The organism is Verrucosispora sp. NA02020, assembly GCF_013364215.1.
Taxonomy (GTDB): domain Bacteria; phylum Actinomycetota; class Actinomycetes; order Mycobacteriales; family Micromonosporaceae; genus Micromonospora.
The window spans coordinates 23,016-41,435 of sequence record NZ_CP054924.1 but is presented as its reverse complement, the minus strand read 5'-3'; the positions used below and the strand labels follow the sequence as shown (position 1 = coordinate 41,435).

Genomic DNA, 18,420 nt, shown 5'->3' with positions numbered 1-18,420 from the left:
TGCAATGCGCAGGGTAGTTTGAGTCAGACGTAGGGGAGGCATCACAGCTTCCCGTTCAAGTAATTCTAGAGGCCCCCATCGAAGTTCTCCCTCTAGGAGATTTCCTTGACGGGCATTTACTCAACTGCGACGGCGTCCGCTTTTGTAACTTGATTGTTGAGTGCATCTCTCGGTGCACTCAACAATCATCTACTGGCGATTAGGGGTGGGCTGGGACTTGGGGGGTAGCTTACGTCGAACACTTCGGCGCATCCCAGCAAACCAACGGCCCACACGCCCCGCCCCCTTTGTCTGGGAGCAGGGCGAGGGCTTTTAACCTTTAACTGGTCGGCGACGCCAGACTAGGCTTAGTACATTCGTAACCTCGCCGATCCGTAGCATCGTGGCCAAGCCCAAGTAGGTTCCTCCGATCGCCACACCGCCGACCACAAGCTGGACCAATGCCTCGAACCTGCTCGGCACCTCGCCGGCGGGCAACAGGCCGACAACCAACGCACCGACCAGCGTGGCGCCTACAGCAGCGGCAGCGACGCGGCTGAGGGTCCAGACGATGTCACGCAGCCCGATCCGGCCGAGACGAGGCCGAAGTAGCCAGGCAGAGGCAATCGCTGCGGCCAGGTAGGAGACCGCATTGCCGATCATCATCCCGGCAGCGGCGAGGTGGGCGGAAAACGCGACGAAAAGCGCGATCTGTACGACAACTCGCAGCACCACAACTGGAATATTGATCAGGGCGGGGGTGCGGGTATCAGGCAGGGCATAGAACGCAAAGGTGAAGAGCTGACTGATTGAGAACGGTACCAGAGCGAGCCCAGCAAATAGCAGCACGAGTGAAGTGTCGGAAACGTTTCTTTCGTTGAATGCGCCGTAGTGAAAGAGTATCACGGAAAGCGGTTTGGCGAGGACTGCGTAACATACGGCAATTGGAGCGAGTACTGCAGAGATAGTCCGAGCCCCCCGAGAGAGATCGGCAGCAATTTCGATGTATCGGCCATCGCTAGCGGCGGCGCTCATTCGCGGCATCAGGGCAGTAACGATCGAAACGGCGATGATGCCGTGTGCCATCATGACCAACAAGAACACATTGTTGTAGATCAACGCTCCGGCGTTTCCAGGTCCGGTCCGGTTTAGCATGTTTATGAGTGCGATAAGGCCTATCTGGCTTACCGCAACGTAGCAAAACATCCAGGCTCCCAGTCGGCCCAGTTCGCGCAGACCGAGCGCGCGGAAGGTGAATCTGGGACGCCATCGGAAGCCAACCCCGCGCAGGGCGGGCAGTAGCCCAACCGCCTGAATCACGACTCCCAATAGTGTGCCACCGCCGATTAGCAGTACCCGTCCGGCAGTCATCTCCGCTGGTTGAATGATCTTCGCGCCGAACATGGCGATGTAGATGCCGGCGGTCGCAATCACTACGATATTATTCAGGATTGGAGCCCACATCGGTGCGGCAAAGTGCCCCCGAGTGTTAAGTACTGCGCTGACAAGCGCGCTCAGGCCGGTAAAGAAGATCATGGGAAGCAGTAAATACGATAACCGAGTAACCAGTTCTTGGTACTCTGGCCCTCTCTCGTCGCTAACGTACAGCGTGGTGAGAAACTGCGCGGCTACTATGGCGATAATTACGGCAATAGCCAAGGTGAGCACCGCGAGGGTGAGCAGTCGCTGAGCATATTCCTGGCCGCCGTCGCTGTCGGTCTTTCGGCGCCGCATCAGAACAGGAACAAGCACGCTGGTGAGAATCCCGCCGAGCAGGAACTCGTAGACCATCCCAGGCAGAATCTGGGCGGTGGTGTATGCGTCGCCGACCAGTGCGCCACCAAGCGCGGCTGTCAACACCAGCGTGCGCAGGAAGCCTGTCCCTCGGCTAACTAGACTGCCGATCGCCATGACCGTACTGTTTCTTGCGGCGCTCCGCTCGGCAACCTTTTCTGGCGCTGGGGGGGCTACGGACTCCACCGAGGGCTGGTAAAGTTGATCGACGGATATAAGAGTGGCGTTATCCATCGGAGGCGCTTGGCCGCCGTCGTGCCCGTCCGGGCTGGCATCCCGCGCGGCATTCGCGCTGCGGTAGAGCCCATCACCCATCTCTTCGCCTCCAAATGAATTTCTTCTGGTCTCAAGGTATCGAATAGGCGGCCGATGTCGTGGAATTAGCCACTGTCCATATCGGGGAGCATGCGCGGGGACCTCCGCTTCTGTTCGGCGAAAGGGCTGTCGGCCCACTGAGTCGGCCAATCCCGAGGGCGGAACGCCAACGACGCATACGTCGCCTCGCCCATCCCTCGATAGGTCCCCTGCCGGGTTGCCGTGCCAGGTGACTTTCTCGGGGCCCTGGAACGAATTAGATCAGCGCCACGGGCGCACCCTGCGACCGGCCACCCACAGTCTCGTAGCCGCCGACGCAAGTTCGCGTGGCTGACCGAGCGCCCCGCCCGGGACGGCCCCATGGATGTCCAGGCATTGGCCCCCTTACCCCGCGCAGCTCGGCTGCCGGAGCTCGCTGGAGGAGACCGGGGCCACCAGCGGTAGCTTGTGTACGAATCTGCGCGGGGTACGGATTCGTATCGCTACCCGCTGAGGCCACCAGCGAGGCCCAACACACCCTAGCCCTCACCGGGTGGCGACTCCGTAGAACAGCCGCCCGGCAAGATCATCTGTTGATGCCTCCATAAGTGTTCTTATGAAGGCACGGGAAACGCCGGGATCCGGACCGCCGAGTTCGACCTCGTGCCGGCGGGCCGGGACCACCCGTAATGGTCCTGTCCCGCTACCTGATCATCCCTCCGACAGGAAGGCACCTCACATGCCCACCAGGAAGCCGACCGACGCCGGCCGGGTGCCCCGGGCCCGCCGGCTCGCGCCGGTCGACCCTGAGTTCGCCGCTCTCATCGCGGGCTGTCGAGTCGCTGCTCGCCGAGTGGACCTGACCGGGCCCGGTGCTGCCGCACGGCGTCGCCCACCAGGACCCGCGCACCAACCTGCTGACGTGGCACCTGCGCGGCCTGCCCGCGCAGCTCGACCACATCCTTGCCGCGCTGCGCGCCGTCGACCCGGCCGAGGTCCGCCTCGCCCGCGTCCTGGTCGACATCGCCATCGTCGACCCGTCCCGTCCCGGTCACACCGGCCCGGACACCCCGCAGACCACCGCCCGCTACGACCGACGCAACCGGCTGATCTGGACCGCTCTCGCCCTGGCCCACGAGGCCGGTATTCCCGCCGGGCCGGCCACGACCCGAGCGACCCCCACCCGGTCGTCGTCTACATCGAGCTGCCTGGCGGGCAGATCTCCTGGCACCTGCCCGCCCACGAGGCCGCCTGGGACGGCCACACGACCAGTAGGAAGTATGAGCGGGTGGCGGCCTTCGTCACGGATAGGACCAAGGGAGCATGATGAGCGCCGACCGGGAAACCGCCCAGCTCGCCGTTGACGAGCGCGAGGACCCGCGATGATCAGGGTTCGGATCGTCGCCGACGACGTCGACGAGCTGCACGCGGCGGCACGGGCCATCGGCCAGGTGCTCACCGTGACCCAGGAGAGCCGGCCCCGACCGCGTCGCTCCGGCGACGGCGTCAGCCTCTACCTGGACATCGAGATGCCGCCGGTCAAGGTCGACGCTGCGGACAAGGCGGACCCGTTCAACCAGTGCGGCCGAGGCAAGGAGGGGTGCGGCCAGTACGTACCGCTCAAAGAGGCAGCACGGTGCCGATCGTGGTCGATGGAGCGGATCGGTTCGTCCGTTGGCATCCCGCGTGTCTGCGTGCCGAACAGGGGAAGCTGAGGCCGGACCGGTGAGCGTGCTGTCCGGCGAACTGCTGCCCGCCGCCTCCCCGCCGACCGCCACCAGGGCGGCCGGCGGGGAGCTGGAGTGGCTGATGCGGGAGTGGCTTATCGGCTACCAGTCGGTCAACACCAGGTCGGCGTACCGGCGCGACCTTGGGCACTGGCTGGCCTTCCTGGCCGCGTCCGGGGTCGACCCGCTGACCGAGGCCCGCCGGGTGCACACGCACGCGTGGCTGCGCGCGCAGGAAGCCGCCGGTGCGGCGCCAGCGACCCGGGCGCGGCGGCTGGCGGCGGTGTCCTCCTTCTACGCGTGGCTGATCGCCGAGGACCACACCGACCGGGCCAACCCCATCGGTATCGATGCAAAACGCAAACCGCGGGCACCACGTACGTCATCGACGGCCGGACTGTCCCGCGACCAGGCCGACGCGCTGCTGGCCGCCGCCGACACCGACAGCAGTCCCCAGGCGGCACGCACCGCCGTGATCGTGGCGATCCTGCTCTACACCGGGCTGCGCGTCGGTGAGCTGGTCGGCGCCGACGTCGAGCAACTCGGCCACAACGGTGGACACCGGGTCCTGCGCTTCACTGCGAAGGGCGACCGGCCGCACCTGGTCGCGCTGCCCGCCCCTGTTCTCCGCCGCCTGGACGCCTACCTCGCCGGCCGCACCGACCTCACCGGCGACCGGACGCCTGTGCCGGCCGGGCAAGCCGGCGCCGGAACGCGTCGGCCGCTGGTGGCGACCGCCAGCGGCGGCCGGCTGGACCGGGGCGCGGTCTGGCGACTCCTACGCCGCCTCGCCCGCGCCGCCGGCATCCCGGTCACCATGAGCGCCCACGTCCTGCGGCACACCTGCGCCACCCTCAGCCGCGACGCCGGGGCGAACCTCGAAGACGTCCAGGACCAACTCGGGCACGCCGACGCCCGCACGACCCGCCGCTACGACCACGGCGGCGCCCGACTCGATCGCGCTCCGGCCTACACCCTCGCCCGCTACCTCAACGGTTGATCGGGGTGGGGGCAAGGCCGCCTTGCCTCCACCTGGCGGTCGCCGGCAGGATCAACCGGGGTCAGGGCAGACCTGACCACGGCCCGACTCGTTGAGCAGGCCATGACGGATCAGGTGCACCACCTGCGGGACAACCCGGCGCGCTACTACGAGGTGCTGGGACGGGTTATGTCGGCCCTGCGCGAGACCGGCGCGCTCAACGGCGCCACCCATCTCGACTGGTGGCAAGGCGACGGCGGCCGGACCTGGGAGATCGAGTGGCAGGGCGGCCCCTTCCCGGCCGAGGTCGCCGCGCGGCTGCTGGGAGCGCCGGAGCCCGGTGGCGACGACGACCAGGGCGAGCACGCGGTACGCGGCCTGATCTCGCCCGGCCGAGGCGTAAACGAGCGTGCGCACCTGGTCGTGCTCGACGTGCCGGTGAACCTGCGCGCGATCGACCCGATCGGCGCCAGTCAGGTGTGGGCAACCCTCACGCTCGCGCAGGGGTAGAGGGAGTCCGAATCAAGGCGCTCTAACGCTGGTCGGCACCGAAGATGGTAGCCGCAGGCACCGCGTCCGGCCGGTCGAGGGCTGGAAACTACGGACGGCCCCGAACTCGCGTCGCTCGACACCGACGGCTACCGGCCGTTGCGGCTCTTACGATCGCGGCACATCCGCGTGACGATCCGATGCCATAGGGTTACCGGCATGGTCGATGTGAACGATGAACTGGACCATCAGGGCATGGCGATCGAGCTGATCGACGCCTTTGCCGAACGCGACGCGGCAGGTCTGGCCGCGCTCGACGCCGGTGGCCGGGCGGCACAGGTCCAGGCCCGGCAGGCCCTGTACGACTACGTCGACCGGATCTGGGAGGACGCCAAGGCCCGCGGCCTAAACCCGGCGGTCCGGCCGGACTGGAAAGTCGTGGCCGGGCTGCGCGACCTGACCAACGCGCTGGTCGAACAGGCCAGGGATGCGCAGACCGACGCCGGCGAGGACTGAGCCGCCCATGACCGACACCGGCTCGCGTGATGCCGAGATCCGGGACCTGGTGGCCAGTACGGCGATGCTCGGGCGTGAGCCGTGGCGCGACCTGCTTCTGCGGTTGACCGGAGGTCGGTGGCCGCGCCGGTCCGGCTGGCCGATCGTGCCCCGGCTGGCCACGCCGTGGCAGGACACCGTCTCGAACGAGCGGATCGGCTGGCGGATGCGCGCGGCGAACCTACGCGGCCACGACCCCGATGACGCCTCCGTACGGGACGAGTTTGTGTTCGCGGTCGACTACCAGATATGTCATCGGTGCCGGACCGGCTGGGTCGAGCAGCCGCACACTCTGCCGGCCTACCGCCGCCGTGGCCTCGCCGCCGCCGGTCTCGCGGCGCTGCGCAGGGAAAACCCCGGCTACGCCTGGCACACCCTCGGCGGGCACATCGATGGCTCGCCGCCGTTCTGGAACATCATCGGCGCTGACGTCCCGGGCGGCTACCGGCCCCGCCGGGTATGCGAGCACATCACGGCCGGTGGCTGAACGGTCCAGGACTCAGAACGGCGCCTGAACCAAGATGTCGACGAGGCGGCGCAGGGCTTTTCGCTCGTCCCAACACCTGCTCTGACGTCATCACCCGATCTCACCCCGGCTAGCCGCCTCGCCAGCGGCGAGGGGACATCAGCCTTCACTGGCGACACCTCGCACAGATGTGCGCCGTCACCGGCGTGTCGAACCTGGACAGCGCCGCTGATGTGTCGGGTCTGTGGGATACCGTCATCTCTCGGCACTGCGGTTGTCACCAACCGTGGACCTCCTACCATCCGGCGCCGCTTCTCGGAGCGACCGCGGGGCTCCGAACCCCGGAGCCGGAGAGGAGGAACACGGTGCGACAACAGCCGGAGCAGGACCCTCCGCGGGTCACCTCGCGAACCGAGCGGGTGTGGCAGATCGTGAGGCCTGCGCTGGAGCTGGCCGCCCTGATGGCGGCCTACAACCAGCGCGAGGGCCTCGCCGTGGCGGCGAAGGCCCTCGCGGTGCTGGGGCATACATCGGTGAACTGGTTCCTAGGCCGACGTCACCGGTGATTCCCGGGGGCGGGGAGCGTCAGCTTCCCGCCCTCACCTATTTCTACGTCATCCCACCCTAAGACGTATCAGAGCTGATACAAGGACCGGCCGGTGTGTTGACTCAATCCGTTCCGCTGAGGAAGTTCTGAGGATGCTCCTCACGTAGAGGATGCGGTACACCCCCGACATCGTGGAGAAGAACAGGGAGAACTTCTTCTTGAAGTCTCGGGTGGCGGTAGCGTCCCCGGCGTGAGCGTGGGCTGGGGCCGACTGACACCCACGTTACGCGCCGGTGACTGGACCTGTACCGACCACGGTCGGATCCGACCGCCGACGGCCAGGCCGGTGCCGACCTGCCCGCACTGCGACGTCGTCGCCCACCAGGTCCGCGTGGGCATCGCGAGTTCGTCGCGTCGTTACCACAGCGCTGTGTCGGGTCCGAGTAGCGTCCGCTCGCCACAAGCCGCTACCACCTGAGCTGGACACCTGTCCCTGGCCGCCGCCGCACACCAGCGCGGCGTCGGCGCGGTGGAGCAAGTCTTCGAGCTAGTTTTCCGGGGACCAGCTCGCAGGTTACCTGCCTCATCGCGGCTCGCCGGTAGTGAACTGGATGGCAGTGAGTATGAGCAACATGGTGCCGGCGAAGCTGCCACCGCCGGTCAGCACGGCGGTAGGTGGGTTGAGGCCGCCAGCCCAAGCGAGGATGCCAGCGGCGGCGCCGACGAGGCCGGCGGTTAGAGCGGCGATCGCGAGCCAGAGGCTGCGGACGGTCACGCTGGTCAACAGAGGGAGCCTTTCGAGGGTCGAGCTTCTTGGACGGCCTTGGAGTCAGTTAAAGAAGCGGGCGGCCTGCTGCCGGATCTTGTCCAGGCGCTTCGAGACAGCGCTGTGGTTGCGGTACCCCATCAGGGACGCGACCTCGGTTAGCTTGGTGATGCCGCTGTTGAGCAGCACGACCACCGTGCGATCGCGTTCGTTGAGCAGCGCCAGAAAGTCGCCGCAGAGCATCTGACCCACGACCTCGGTCTCCGGCCCGTGCACTGGGATGGTGTCGGTCAGTTCAACGAAGCGGACCTTGATCTTCGAGCGCTTGTTGTAGAGCTTGCGCTCGAAGTCCTCGCGGGCACCTGTCCATCGGGAGGAGAAGTCGTCCTCGCAGCGATGTGAGCGCACGGCATCGAGGATGCCGCGCAGCCGTCCGTCAGCGTCGGCGGCCTCGACCGTCTGGCGTACCACCTCCGCAGCCTCTTCCTCCCCCTGCCAAATGTCTCCCCCTGTCCGAGGGTTTGCCGCGACGGCCCCTTCCAGCAGAGACCCGTCCTGCAGTCGCACGGGTTCGGGCGTGATTCCGTTGGCTACCTCAGGAAAGTCGCGGAGGACGTTCTGGGTCACCGCAGTGACCGGTGGGATCCAGAAGTCAAGGTTGTGCGCAAGGATCCGGATTGGATCGTTCGCGGTGAATCCGCTGATCGGGGACTGATACTGCGGCATTAGATGACGCCACACGGTGCCGGCCCAGGCCCGGGACAGCCGGGCTTGGAAGTTGGCCGGGAGGTACGCGTCGATGTCGCCTAGCTGGACCGAGAAGGGCCAGATTCCGGAGCCCAACAGCGGGAGACCGTGCCTGGCGAGGGCGGCTCGCGGAAGCAGATGGAACAGCGGAGCGTACTCGTAGTATCGCGAGCGGGTACGCGGGACGAAGACGACGTTCAGGTCGCCGCTGTCGGCCACCTTGTACAGGGGCGCTGGGAGGTCCTCCTCGCCGAAATAGCGCCGGCGGAACTGCGCGGACTCCCACAGCAGGTTCCACTGCGCCACCGCGACGGCGGGGCGTGGATCTCCGGCCATGCCGACAGACAGCGGTACGGTCACGTACTCCGGAGGTGCTGGGTCGAGAGCTCGAACCACTCCCCGGTACGCGAAGGCAGCGGACAGGTTCCTCATCCGCGGGTACATGCCTGGCTCCGCACGCTCGTCGGTCGGGTTGAGCAGCGGGTTGAGTGGATCATCGGGCTGATGGAAGTCGTCGGTCATGGTTTCACCCGTCATCACGATGCTGGTTGTCATGCCCCCTCACGACAACCAGCCGTGGTTCTGTTCCACGACGCCCCGGATTTTCACGGCGGGACGCTCCCGCCGGGCAACCTGGGCCAGCGCGCGGACGACGTCGGCGCTTTTCAGCCCGATCGGAGGGCTGCAGGAGCAGGGGGCCGTGGCTTATCGATGCGGGCCGAAATGAGACTGAGTCAGCGGCGGTGAGCCGGATCGTTCTGTTGGCGACCAGCTTTCCGGCACCAGGGTGGATAGGACCGCACGTAGTCGTCCTCTCCGGCTGCCCTCATGGCACCAGTTACCGCGTGGTCTCCTCGCTCTTCCCGTCTTCGCGGCTCCGGGGCCTGGCTGGCCCGGACTGATCACTCTGACGCGTGGACGGTTGGGTGGGCAATGACCGGCGGGTGCTCCTTGGGAAGGCCTTAGCAGCCGCTGCAGCCGCTGAGGAAGTCCCCGAAGGTTGCGAGATCGCGATCTGCGGCTCTGCAGGCGTGGTCGATGGGATGGGTTCACCGCGTGAACCAGCCAGCTCCGTACTCCTGGGCCGGGGATTGCGCCACGCCATCGGGGCGTCAGGGCTGTGGATGACCCAGTCTGTGTCCCGGAAATGAGAGGAGAGGGAACGGCCGAGCACGGTCGCGTCGAACGGTCCGCTGGATTCGAAGATCCCCAGGGACAGCGGTCTGCCCAGCGTCTCCTCCCATTTCCGGGACCACTCGGCCAAGGCGGGAAGGGCACCCATGGCAGTCTGTTTGTCCAGGTAGCCGTGGCCGTTCATGAAGTCGCCCAGATAGCGGTCGGAGTGGTGGGATCGCCAGAACGTGCGGGCGGCTCGCACCATCGCGGTGCTGTTGATGTCGAGGTCGATGTCGCTCGGCTCTCGTTCTATGCCGAGGCGCCACATGGCGTCGTACGGGCGGCGCAGGGGACGGTCCTGACCTGCGCCGAACCAGTCTCGGAGGCGCTGCCTGGTCGTTGGCTCGGCGGGGAGGTCCTCTTCCCTTAGCATCGTCTTGTGTTGCCCGGAGAAGAACCCTGCTCCGGTTCCTTTGATGCGGATGTCGACCTGCGCCGGGTCGATGCCGTCGTTTCGGAGCGCCTCCAGCATCTCCGCGCCGAACCGTCGGTAGAGGTCCGGGGTCATGCCCATGGGTGCCTCACCGGTAAGCATCCACTTGACCTGAACCGGGTTGATGCCGAGGAAGTCCAGGTCCCGTTTGGTGATGGCGTAACCCGAGTCGTCTCGTGGCCACCAGTCGGGCGCCTCGTCTTCGCCGTCGAGGACGCGGATGATCCGGCTGTCCACCGGGTCGGCGGGATCGAGCCGGGCTGTGATGGGCAGGGGGTCCCATCGCTTGGCCGGTACCTGCCGTTCGTCGGTGCCGTTCGTGGTGGCGGGTGCGGCATCTTCCAGGGACGGGGCGCCGAGACTGATGCTGCTGGCTGCGGTCTGTTCGGCTTCGACGGCTGGGGCTTTGCCGGTGATGACGCCATCCAGGGTGACCAGGCCGTCGCCCGGTAGTGTGACCAACTCCTTCTGCGCGAAGTAGCCCATCCCTGTGGCAGGGATGGAAAGCACGTCTCGAGCGGGCTTGCGGTCAACCAGGATCACGGCGTGGCCGCCGCGCTTCTCCAGCCAGTCAGCGACGATCTGCCGGTCGGCGGCCCAGCTCGCCAACGGCCGCTGACGTGCCTCGAAGGTGTCGCCGACGCTCAAGCCGGACCAGCTCGGCCGTGCTGCCCCCTCCTGCCAGGTCAGCGCCCGGTAGACGAGTACCTCGGTGATGTTGCGGCTGGCCAGGGTCTCTTGGGTCATCTCGTACTGGGTGCGCAGGAAGTCTCGTAGCGCGTCACGGTTGTAGTCGAGTTCCAAGGCCACGGCGTTGCGCGTCTTCGAATCCATGCGCCACTCCAGCACCTCGGTGAGGCCGAACTCTTCCTTGGCGGCTTCCTGCAGGGCCAGTACCCGCACGTTGTTGTTGGATCCGTACGACCAGGAGCTCATGAGTTCGCTGACCCCGATCCAGCGCACGAGTATCTCGGCATGGGGATCATCCATGCGCACCACCCTGTCGGGAGCGTGTCGCGGGTTGGCCTCATCGAGCTCGTCGACGTGGAGGACATCTGCCCCCATTGAGGGGTACTGCTCGTTGTGCGGCGCGAGGACGTACCGCCCGTCACCTAGTCGATGCGCCATGTCGGTGCCGACGGCCAAACCGAACGCCGCCAGAACGAGTTCGGGCGTCGAGGACCGCATCCGCTCGGCGATGGCTTCGATGGCGATGGTCTTGGCCTGACCGGTTTCGGTGATCCGGCCGTCGTCGGTCAGCAGCGCCTCGCTGATCTGCTGCTGGTCGGTTCGCTCCGGCGAACCCGGTGGCGGGGCCAGGGCGGCATGCCGCCGGGGTACCGAGGCGGGGAGCGCGATCCGGTCTCCAGGCAGAAGTGGAAGCAGCGGAACTGTCCCGACTGCATGCGCCGCGACTTGGCCGAACCGTTCCATGACTGTGTCATGCAGGTCCGAGCGACCGAACTGCTCGAAGACGGGGCGCAGGCCGTCCAGCTGTCGCCGCACGATCTCGACGTCGACAGCGGAAATCGGGTTGTCCACCCAGGCGAACACGTGGGGCTCGACCTGACGGTAGAACGTCTGGACGAAGGGGTTGGCTGCGTCTGGGAGGGCGCCGTGCGAGCTGACTGAGTCAGTGACGGTGATCAGACTCTGCTGTGCACCGAGGAGGACCTGATCGACATCGACGCCGTGAGTGGCGGTGAGCGCGAAATACAGACCGAGGCAGACGCCGTCGCGGGTTGCCGGTACTCCGTCGTCCGCCAGCTTTCTGAGGCTGAGGTAGTGGGCGGAGGCCGGCTCGCCCGGCATGTAGTCGGTGTAGACGTCCCGGGAGCCGAGTGGGTAGGTGAGAGGGACACGAGCGCCGACCGCTCGACCAACATAGGCATCGAGGACCTTAAGGTGTGCGTCCTGCACCTGCACGTACTGATCGAGGACTGCGAGGGTGTCATCGCTGAAGGTGACCAGCGCTCTGTGGGCGATGCCATCACCATGGTCGAGTGCTGTCCGAGCCACCACCTGGGCGTCGGTGGCCGGGTGCGCCGGCAACGACGGTGCGGTGACTGCCTGCACGGTGGCAGGTGTCGCTGCGGCCCTGAACGACTCTGTGCCCCACATGTCATCGAGTGCCGACTGGATTTTCGGCCAGCTAGCGGCGAAGCCGGGATGGAGTCGGAGGTCCTGGACCTCGGAAAGTGGCACCCAGTCCACCGCAACGGACTCGTCCTCGACCGGCCGTACCGCTGCTCGCTGGTCGAAGGAGACGATCACCGTGTCGTACGACCAGCCCCCGTGGTCATCGCGGACGACCAGCTCGAAGCGGGCGCTGGCGGCAACCAGGTCACTCTCCTCGGCGGCCTCGCGAAGTGCGGCTTCTACCGCCGACTCGTGGCTGTCACGTGCACCACCGAGTAGCGCCCAGGTCCCGCCTTGATCCGTGTGGGTACCTCGATGGTGCATGAGTACGTAGGCTTCTCCGTCGACGGATCGGTGGACGGGCAGCAGTCCTGCCGCGCCGAACCTGCCCCAGTGCGCGTGGCCCTGGGCGCAGTTCACCCAACCGTCCCCGGCGATGGCGGGCAGGGCCGGCACCGACGTGTTCGCCCTGCTCAGGTCATCGGTGGGCCGTTCGTTCACCCGGGTTCTCCTGGTTGTGGTGTTCGCGTCCGGTCATTTCGCTGCCGCCTGTCACGTGACGGGGCGGCGTGGCCGATCAGAGTTCGTCGAGGAAGGCTTCCGCTTGACGGCGGAGAATCGGGGGTGCGGCCGACCATGCCGGGCTGCGCATCACTTCGCGTAGCTTGGCTGCCTTTACGTCTGCGGGGGCCGTCTTCCGTAGGCCGACGTGTGGCCACAGGTGGTCCAGGTCGTCGTACGGAAGGTCCCAGACGGTGCCGATGGTCGGCTTACCGGCGCTGGTCGGCTCGTGAGGCGGGGTGTGGACCTCGTCGGCGGTGGCGGCGGGAGTGACCTCGACGAGGGTGAGACCGAACTGCTCGACAGCACTGCGGAGCAGGGTGCGGTGATCGGCGACGGTGTCGGCGGTGGGTGGGGTCCCCTCGAAGAACAGGGCGAGCACCCAGCCGGATTCACCGGTACGAGCGAGGTCGAGAACGAGGCGGTTGTCGGGGCTGTCGGCGAGAACGCGGTGGGCGATGCTTGTCGCTGCTGCGGGCCCTTCGGTGCGAGGAGTGTCGTCGAGCTGAAGCATGTGGCGTAGTTGCAGTTGCTGGCTCGTTGTCAACTCTCCTTGTGAGAGCACCCGAAGAGCGGGCCAGAGCATGACGATGATTCCCCTTCTCAGACGTGACCGGCAGTAACCTGAATGCCAAAATCAGTGGTCGTGAGCGCGTCGGACCTTCGGTCGATGCCTGCTCAAAGATAGATCGGATTGGTCCAGGCGCGCTGTCCGTCGGAGTTCTCGACCGTGATTCGACACCAACCACGCTTGAACATCGCCAGGGGCAGAGAACACTCCTGGAGAGCCTCGCCGTGAATCACCTGGGCCCCAGGGTTGCCTCCTGTGACCAATACCTTGCTGACGGGCGAGCAGGTGACGGTGACGAATCCAGCGTTGACCTGGACGTCGTACAGCTCGGGGCCGGTGCTCGAGTAGTAGTGGCCGGCCTTGAGCGCAGCGAGCAGAGGCTCGGGGGCGAGGGACTCCGCTCGTACCTGAACCCAGGCCGCGCAGCCCGGCGGGTCCTGGGGCTGGAAGTGTGCATCGTCGGCCGCATACGCGGTGAGCCGGTGCCCCCGATTGAGGAGGACGTCGGTCAGATGCCAGCTGTCACCACGGTCCTCGCGAGCCGCGAGGGCGTTGTAGACCTCGACGGCGTGCGCGGCATCCAGGCTCTCCGCGTCGGCGGCGGTGAGTAGTGAGGCTGCCGGATGGGCCAGGCCGACGAACGCGCCGGCTGCTCGTGCCCGGCGTGCCAGCTGGGCTGCATTCTCAGTAGGTTCAGGCGATGGGAAGTCCAGTGGCAGCCCGACGGCGAGGATGTGCCACTCCGAGGAGAACTCCGTACGCGGAGGGTGCAGCTCCGCGCCCAACAGTGTGGTGAAACCGGGGGAGCGCAGCTCACGGGTGTCTGCGAGCGGAAAGCCGTACTTGGCTCGGAAGTGATCGGTGATGGCCAGAAAGTCGTAGCCGGCCTCTTGGTAGCGGCGGACGACCTCCTCGGGCGGCAACGCCCCGTCGGAAAGGTTCGAGTGGGTGTGGAGATTTCCTCTCCAGAAGCGGCCGGGCCAGCGGAATGGCAGGTTGATCACGGGCGGCACCCGTCAGTCACGTGTCCTCGTTTCATCCAACGGGGGTGGGGTCATGGCTGGTCGTGCTTGGTCTCGTGCCGGCGGACGCTCTCCGGGGCCCCCGCGTAATCGCAGCGGGTACAGCGGATCCACGGGCAGTCGGCGGCATCGACAGCTGTGTCGGTCACGGACCTGTGTGGGCCGAAGCCGTGACGGTGAAGGAACTGCGGCACGGAGCTGCCGTACTCCAGCGCCATCAAGGCCGCTTCTGCCGTCTTGTCATGACCGCGGACGAAGTAGGAGCCCACAGTGGTTTCTCTGCCGCAACCGCACCAGCAACTGCCGGTGGGAAGCAGCCGCGGCGAGAGGGGAGGCCCCGGGGCATCAGTCACCGTTTCAAGATAGTCTATCAAGATAGCTGGTCAAGATATTTAGGTCGGCGATCCCATGACTTAACGTGGTCCAGCTAGATGTCGTCCAGATCAGGGAACTGCGCGAGGACCTCTGGTGGCGCAGGCTCGACGGGCAGCGGTCGGGGTTCTGTGTGCTTGTCCGGGCCGCATCGGCTGAACGACCCGTACTCGGCGGCGAGCGCGGCGAGGTGGGGGTCCAGGTGGTCACGCCACCAGATGCTCATGCCGGTCTGCGGGTCGCTGACCCGCAGCGTCTCCCAGGCCCGCCACAGCGCGTAGAGGCGGGAGATCGCCTCTGGGTGGGCCCACCAGCGCGGGCACCAGTTGATGCCGGACGTTGGTCCGCTGGCGAGGCGACGCTCGACGACGTGAGCGAGGTAGTCGCCAACGAACGCTGCGACGTTGCGGTAGACCGGCTCGTCGTCGGCCGGCGCGGCGGCGGCTGGCGGCGTGCTCGGGTGGTCGCCGGCTAGTTCGCCGAGTAGGGCGCTGAGGTCGGCGACCGGGTCGACCGGCCCGGTGGGCTGGGTGGTCATGGTGCTGGCTCCGGCGGGGTGTCGGGGGTGAGGGTCCAGTCGGTGCGGCCGGTGGGGTCCCAGCGGGCGATCGAGGCCCGGATCGCGGCGGCGTACGGCCCGTCGTGCCAGGGGGCGGTGCGGGCGAGCGCGGGTGGGGCGCCGGAGGCGTAGACGACCATCCGGCCCCGGGGCAGGGCGTGCAGGTCGGACACGTCGAGGATGCGCTGGCGGCGGGTGGAGTGGGAGACCGACCGGTTGCCCCAGCCGGATCCGCTGTTGCTGGTCGACCGGGTGGTGACGTCGTGCTCACCGATGAGCTTGGAGAGTTCTTCCAGCCAGTCGGGGTCGGCGACGCCACCGCCGTAGGTGCGGACGTTCGCGGCGGACCACAGCTTGCGCATCCCCTCACGGCCCCACACGTCGACGCCTTGGGGGTAGGACTGGAGGATCGTGATGATGGGCAGGCCGTGGGAGCCGTAGAACGAGTACAGCGCGGGGAGCTGCCGTAGCCGGCAGATGTTCGCCGCTTCGTCGAGGACGCTCAGCAGCGGCGGGTCGAGGCGTCGCCCGGCCGAGGCACGGGCCTGCAGCTCACCAGCGCGCAGGACGGCATCGGTGAGCGCGGCGACCAGTGGAGCGGGGGAACCAGGCCCGCCCTGAGAGAGCAGGTACAGCACGTCGGTGCTGACGACGAACGCGGCCGGGTCGAACTCGAGCACCCCGGCTCTGGGGGGTGGGGTGACCCAGCGGGTGACGGCGGGTTCGGTGAGGCACATGAGCATCTTCTGGGCACCGGCGTAGATGCCGCCCCGGGTCTTGTCGGGCATGTTGACGACCCCGGCGACCGCGTCGGCGGGCAGGTCGAAGCCCCGGTCACGCAGCAGGAGGGCCGGTTCGTCGTCGCGGGGGCTGACGGCCCATCGGTATGCGGCGAGGATGTCCCGACCGGACACGGCGGCCGCGAGGAGCAGGTTCGCCACCAGTTCCTCGGAGCTGGGGTCGAAGAAGGCGTCCCGACTGACGCCCGGTTCTCGTTCGGCGGCGGCGAAGTGTTCGGCGAGGCGGCGGGCGTCGGTGATGGTGGCTACGGCGCGCAGCGGGTTCCACCACATGCCCTGCTCGGCGCCGAGGATGTGCTGCGGGTCGAACGCCCACACGTCGCCGCGTGCGGCGCGGAGCTCGCGGGTGGCGTCGACGATGTCGCCCTTGACGCTGGTGACCAGGGTCGGGCCGGGTGCGGCGACGATGGCGGGGATGGCCCGGCTGGTGGTCTTGCCGGTACGCGGGCCCCAGATGTCGACGGCCATGTCCTCCCAGGACTGGCGCAGCGGCATTCCCCCGGCGACGGTGGTGCCGATGAGCACGCCGAGCTGGTCGGGGTCGGGCCGGTCGACGTCGGCGAGGCTGGGCCGCAGTCGTCGGCCGCTGTCGGCGACACCCTTGGGGCCGAGGTGCGCCAGGTCGTCGCGGCTGGCCATCCGGCGGGCGGCCGAGTCGACTCGGGTCCGCCGCCGGCCGATCCACCGTCGGACCGCGACCACCGTCCCGATCAGCAGCAGCAGGACGGCGAGCTGGGCGACCGCGACGAGCGTGCACGCGGTGGTCCAGGTGATGTCCCCGCGCAGGACGTCGAGGGCCACCTGGATCGGGTGCCCGCCGGTGTAGCCGGGAGGCCGGGTGAGCACGACCGGCAGCCACACCGTGCCGGCGAGGACCAGGACCAGGACGGCGAGTCCGCCTACGATCAGACCGGCGTCGTCGTGGCCCCCACGCGGCCCGGCAGGCCGGTTCACGTCATCGTCCAGCGGAAGTCGGTGTTGCCGAGCTGCTTCTCCACCTCGGTGGGTTCCAGGTGCACCGGGATACCCGGCCGGGAACCGACCTTGATCAGGAAGCGCCCTCGGCCGACGGTTTCGCCGCCCTCGCTGGCCGTCCACGACGGTGGCGCCGACCAGGACAGCACCTCCCGCCGTTCGGCCTGCGACAGCGGCCGTACCCGGGCGACGGCGTCGAGCTCCTGTTCGGAGCACGGGCCGATCATCAGCACGGCGGAGCGTTCGGCGAAGCCTCTCGCTTTGGCCCGGTCGTGGGCGGTGGGCAGCGCCTCCAGGTCGGCCAGGGAGTGGGTGATGAAGGCCGTGCCGGTGCCCTTCTGCCGGTTGAGGCGGGTGAGTCCGTCGGCGCGGTCGACTAGGCCGTGCCCGACCCGCAGCGCCCGCCACAGCTCGTCGAGCACGGTGAAGAACGTCCTCGGCGGCGCGAGGCCGAGGTCGGCCATCAGGTGCGCGGCCTCGACCTGGGCGAAGCCGTACGACCAGGTCGACAGCAGGGTCGCGGCGGTGCGCAGCTCGTCGGTGTCGTCGATGCCGGAGATGTCCACGCACACGGCCGGGGTGTCGAGGCGGATGGCGGTGGTGGTCTGCCCCTCGAAGGTGTCGCCGAGCGGGCCGTGTAGCAGCGCCAGCAGGGTGCGGTGCAGTGCGGCGGTGTCCTCCCGGAACCGGGGGAGATCTCCCTCTTCCTGCCAGAGGGTGACCGCGCGGACTTCGGCCGGGGCGTCGCGGATGACGGCCAGGACGTCGGAGAGCACCGGCTGGGCGTCGTCGGTCTCGCGTTCGGCGAGGTAGCGCAGTGCGGCGGCCAGCACGGTGGTCTCGTCGGAGCTGACCGGGCCCCGGCGGACCAGGGTCGCCAGGGCGACCAGCATGTTCAGGCGCCGGTCGGTGACCGCCGCGCGGACGACGGCGCCGGTGCGTTCGTCGACGCGGCCGAGGACCTGCCGCCACGGACCGGCGTCGAGGGGGTTGATCCGGTCCAGGCCCGGTCCGACCCGCAGCACCTGCCCTCCCAACGCGCGGACCAGCTCGGCGTAGTCGGGTTTGAGGTCGCCGAGGATCAGCGGGGTCACGCCCTGGGCGGTGAGGCCGAGGACCATCCGGCGGACCGCCGTGGACTTGCCCATGCCGGGCTCGCCCTCGATCCACACCGACGGGTTGTTGATCAGCCGGGCGCGGGTGTACCAGGAGATTGGATCGAAGCACACCGCGCTGCCGGTGTAGAGGTGGCGGCCGAGCGGGACGCCGATCATCGGGGTCGACGCGCCGGTGCCGAACGGGAATAGGCCGCACACCTGAACGGTGGTGCCCCGGTACTCCGTGGGCGGTTCGATCCATGACCATCGGCCGCCGCCGGGCCCGGCGTAGCCGAGCCGGCCCGGTCGCCGTGCGGCTGGTCGACGCTGTGGCGGGGGCGTGCTGTTGTCCCGGGTGCTGATGGTCATGCC

The 18,420-nt window shown here is 67.8% G+C and carries 16 protein-coding genes; 6 read left to right on the top strand and 10 right to left on the bottom strand.

Annotated elements, in window-relative coordinates; all coding sequences use genetic code 11:
* Window positions 1-312 precede the first annotated feature (312 nt).
* The gene (murJ, locus tag HUT12_RS32365) at window positions 313-2,088 is read right to left on the bottom strand and encodes a murein biosynthesis integral membrane protein MurJ (RefSeq protein ID WP_176096102.1); all 1,776 of its coding nucleotides are present in this window, start codon (window positions 2,086-2,088) and stop codon (window positions 313-315) included.
* Window positions 2,089-2,888: 800 nt separating this feature from the next.
* Window positions 2,889-3,122, bottom strand: a complete 234-nt coding sequence (locus HUT12_RS32360; protein ID WP_176096101.1) for a hypothetical protein — start codon at window positions 3,120-3,122, stop codon at window positions 2,889-2,891.
* A 327-nt stretch (window positions 3,123-3,449) separates the two neighbouring features.
* On the opposite strand from HUT12_RS32360, the gene HUT12_RS32355 reads away from it, so the two are divergent.
* The 6 genes from HUT12_RS32355 (at window position 3,450) to HUT12_RS32330 (ending at window position 6,849) form a co-directional block, all read left to right on the top strand.
* Window positions 3,450-3,782 (top strand): hypothetical protein, encoded by a 333-nt coding sequence (locus HUT12_RS32355; RefSeq protein WP_176096100.1) that lies wholly within the window; start codon window positions 3,450-3,452, stop codon window positions 3,780-3,782.
* Between the two features lie 10 nt (window positions 3,783-3,792).
* Window positions 3,793-4,794 carry a tyrosine-type recombinase/integrase gene (locus HUT12_RS32350; RefSeq protein WP_176096099.1) on the top strand — a complete coding sequence of 334 codons (1,002 nt, stop codon included), beginning with the start codon at window positions 3,793-3,795 and terminating at the stop codon, window positions 4,792-4,794.
* A gap of 102 nt (window positions 4,795-4,896) precedes the next feature.
* The gene (locus HUT12_RS32345) at window positions 4,897-5,283 is read left to right on the top strand and encodes a hypothetical protein (protein WP_176096098.1); all 387 of its coding nucleotides are present in this window, start codon (window positions 4,897-4,899) and stop codon (window positions 5,281-5,283) included.
* A 198-nt stretch (window positions 5,284-5,481) separates the two neighbouring features.
* Entirely contained in the window at window positions 5,482-5,778 is a 297-nt protein-coding gene (locus HUT12_RS32340) for a hypothetical protein (protein ID WP_176096097.1), read from the top strand.
* A 7-nt stretch (window positions 5,779-5,785) separates the two neighbouring features.
* Window positions 5,786-6,304 carry a hypothetical protein gene (locus HUT12_RS33105; protein ID WP_254877119.1) on the top strand — a complete coding sequence of 173 codons (519 nt, stop codon included), beginning with the start codon at window positions 5,786-5,788 and terminating at the stop codon, window positions 6,302-6,304.
* A 344-nt stretch (window positions 6,305-6,648) separates the two neighbouring features.
* The gene (locus HUT12_RS32330; RefSeq protein WP_176096096.1) at window positions 6,649-6,849 is read left to right on the top strand and encodes a hypothetical protein; all 201 of its coding nucleotides are present in this window, start codon (window positions 6,649-6,651) and stop codon (window positions 6,847-6,849) included.
* A gap of 564 nt (window positions 6,850-7,413) precedes the next feature.
* Here the strand turns inward: HUT12_RS32330 and HUT12_RS32325 are convergent.
* The 8 genes from HUT12_RS32325 to HUT12_RS32290 all read right to left on the bottom strand — a co-directional run bounded on the left by HUT12_RS32325 (window position 7,414) and on the right by HUT12_RS32290 (window position 18,417).
* The gene (locus HUT12_RS32325) at window positions 7,414-7,614 is read right to left on the bottom strand and encodes a hypothetical protein (RefSeq protein WP_176096095.1); all 201 of its coding nucleotides are present in this window, start codon (window positions 7,612-7,614) and stop codon (window positions 7,414-7,416) included.
* Between the two features lie 45 nt (window positions 7,615-7,659).
* Window positions 7,660-8,898, bottom strand: coding sequence for a sigma-70 family RNA polymerase sigma factor (locus tag HUT12_RS32320; RefSeq protein ID WP_176096094.1), 1,239 nt, complete (start codon window positions 8,896-8,898; stop codon window positions 7,660-7,662).
* A 283-nt stretch (window positions 8,899-9,181) separates the two neighbouring features.
* Window positions 9,182-12,592: an NUDIX domain-containing protein gene (locus tag HUT12_RS32315; protein WP_254877118.1), complete on the bottom strand. Its 3,411-nt coding sequence runs from the start codon at window positions 12,590-12,592 to the stop codon at window positions 9,182-9,184.
* A gap of 76 nt (window positions 12,593-12,668) precedes the next feature.
* Complete coding sequence (locus tag HUT12_RS32310; protein WP_254877120.1) at window positions 12,669-13,199, bottom strand: hypothetical protein; 531 nt, start codon at window positions 13,197-13,199, stop codon at window positions 12,669-12,671.
* A gap of 131 nt (window positions 13,200-13,330) precedes the next feature.
* The gene (locus HUT12_RS32305; protein WP_176096093.1) at window positions 13,331-14,227 is read right to left on the bottom strand and encodes a CehA/McbA family metallohydrolase; all 897 of its coding nucleotides are present in this window, start codon (window positions 14,225-14,227) and stop codon (window positions 13,331-13,333) included.
* A gap of 445 nt (window positions 14,228-14,672) precedes the next feature.
* Window positions 14,673-15,155, bottom strand: a complete 483-nt coding sequence (locus tag HUT12_RS32300) for a DUF4913 domain-containing protein (RefSeq protein ID WP_176096092.1) — start codon at window positions 15,153-15,155, stop codon at window positions 14,673-14,675.
* Window positions 15,152-16,930: a type IV secretory system conjugative DNA transfer family protein gene (locus tag HUT12_RS32295; protein ID WP_176096091.1), complete on the bottom strand. Its 1,779-nt coding sequence runs from the start codon at window positions 16,928-16,930 to the stop codon at window positions 15,152-15,154. Before HUT12_RS32295 ends, HUT12_RS32300 begins: the two co-directional genes overlap by 4 nt.
* A complete protein-coding gene (locus HUT12_RS32290) occupies window positions 16,927-18,417 on the bottom strand; it encodes an ATP/GTP-binding protein (protein ID WP_176096090.1) in 1,491 nt (496 codons plus the stop codon). Before HUT12_RS32290 ends, HUT12_RS32295 begins: the two co-directional genes overlap by 4 nt.
* Window positions 18,418-18,420: the final 3 nt, after the last annotated feature.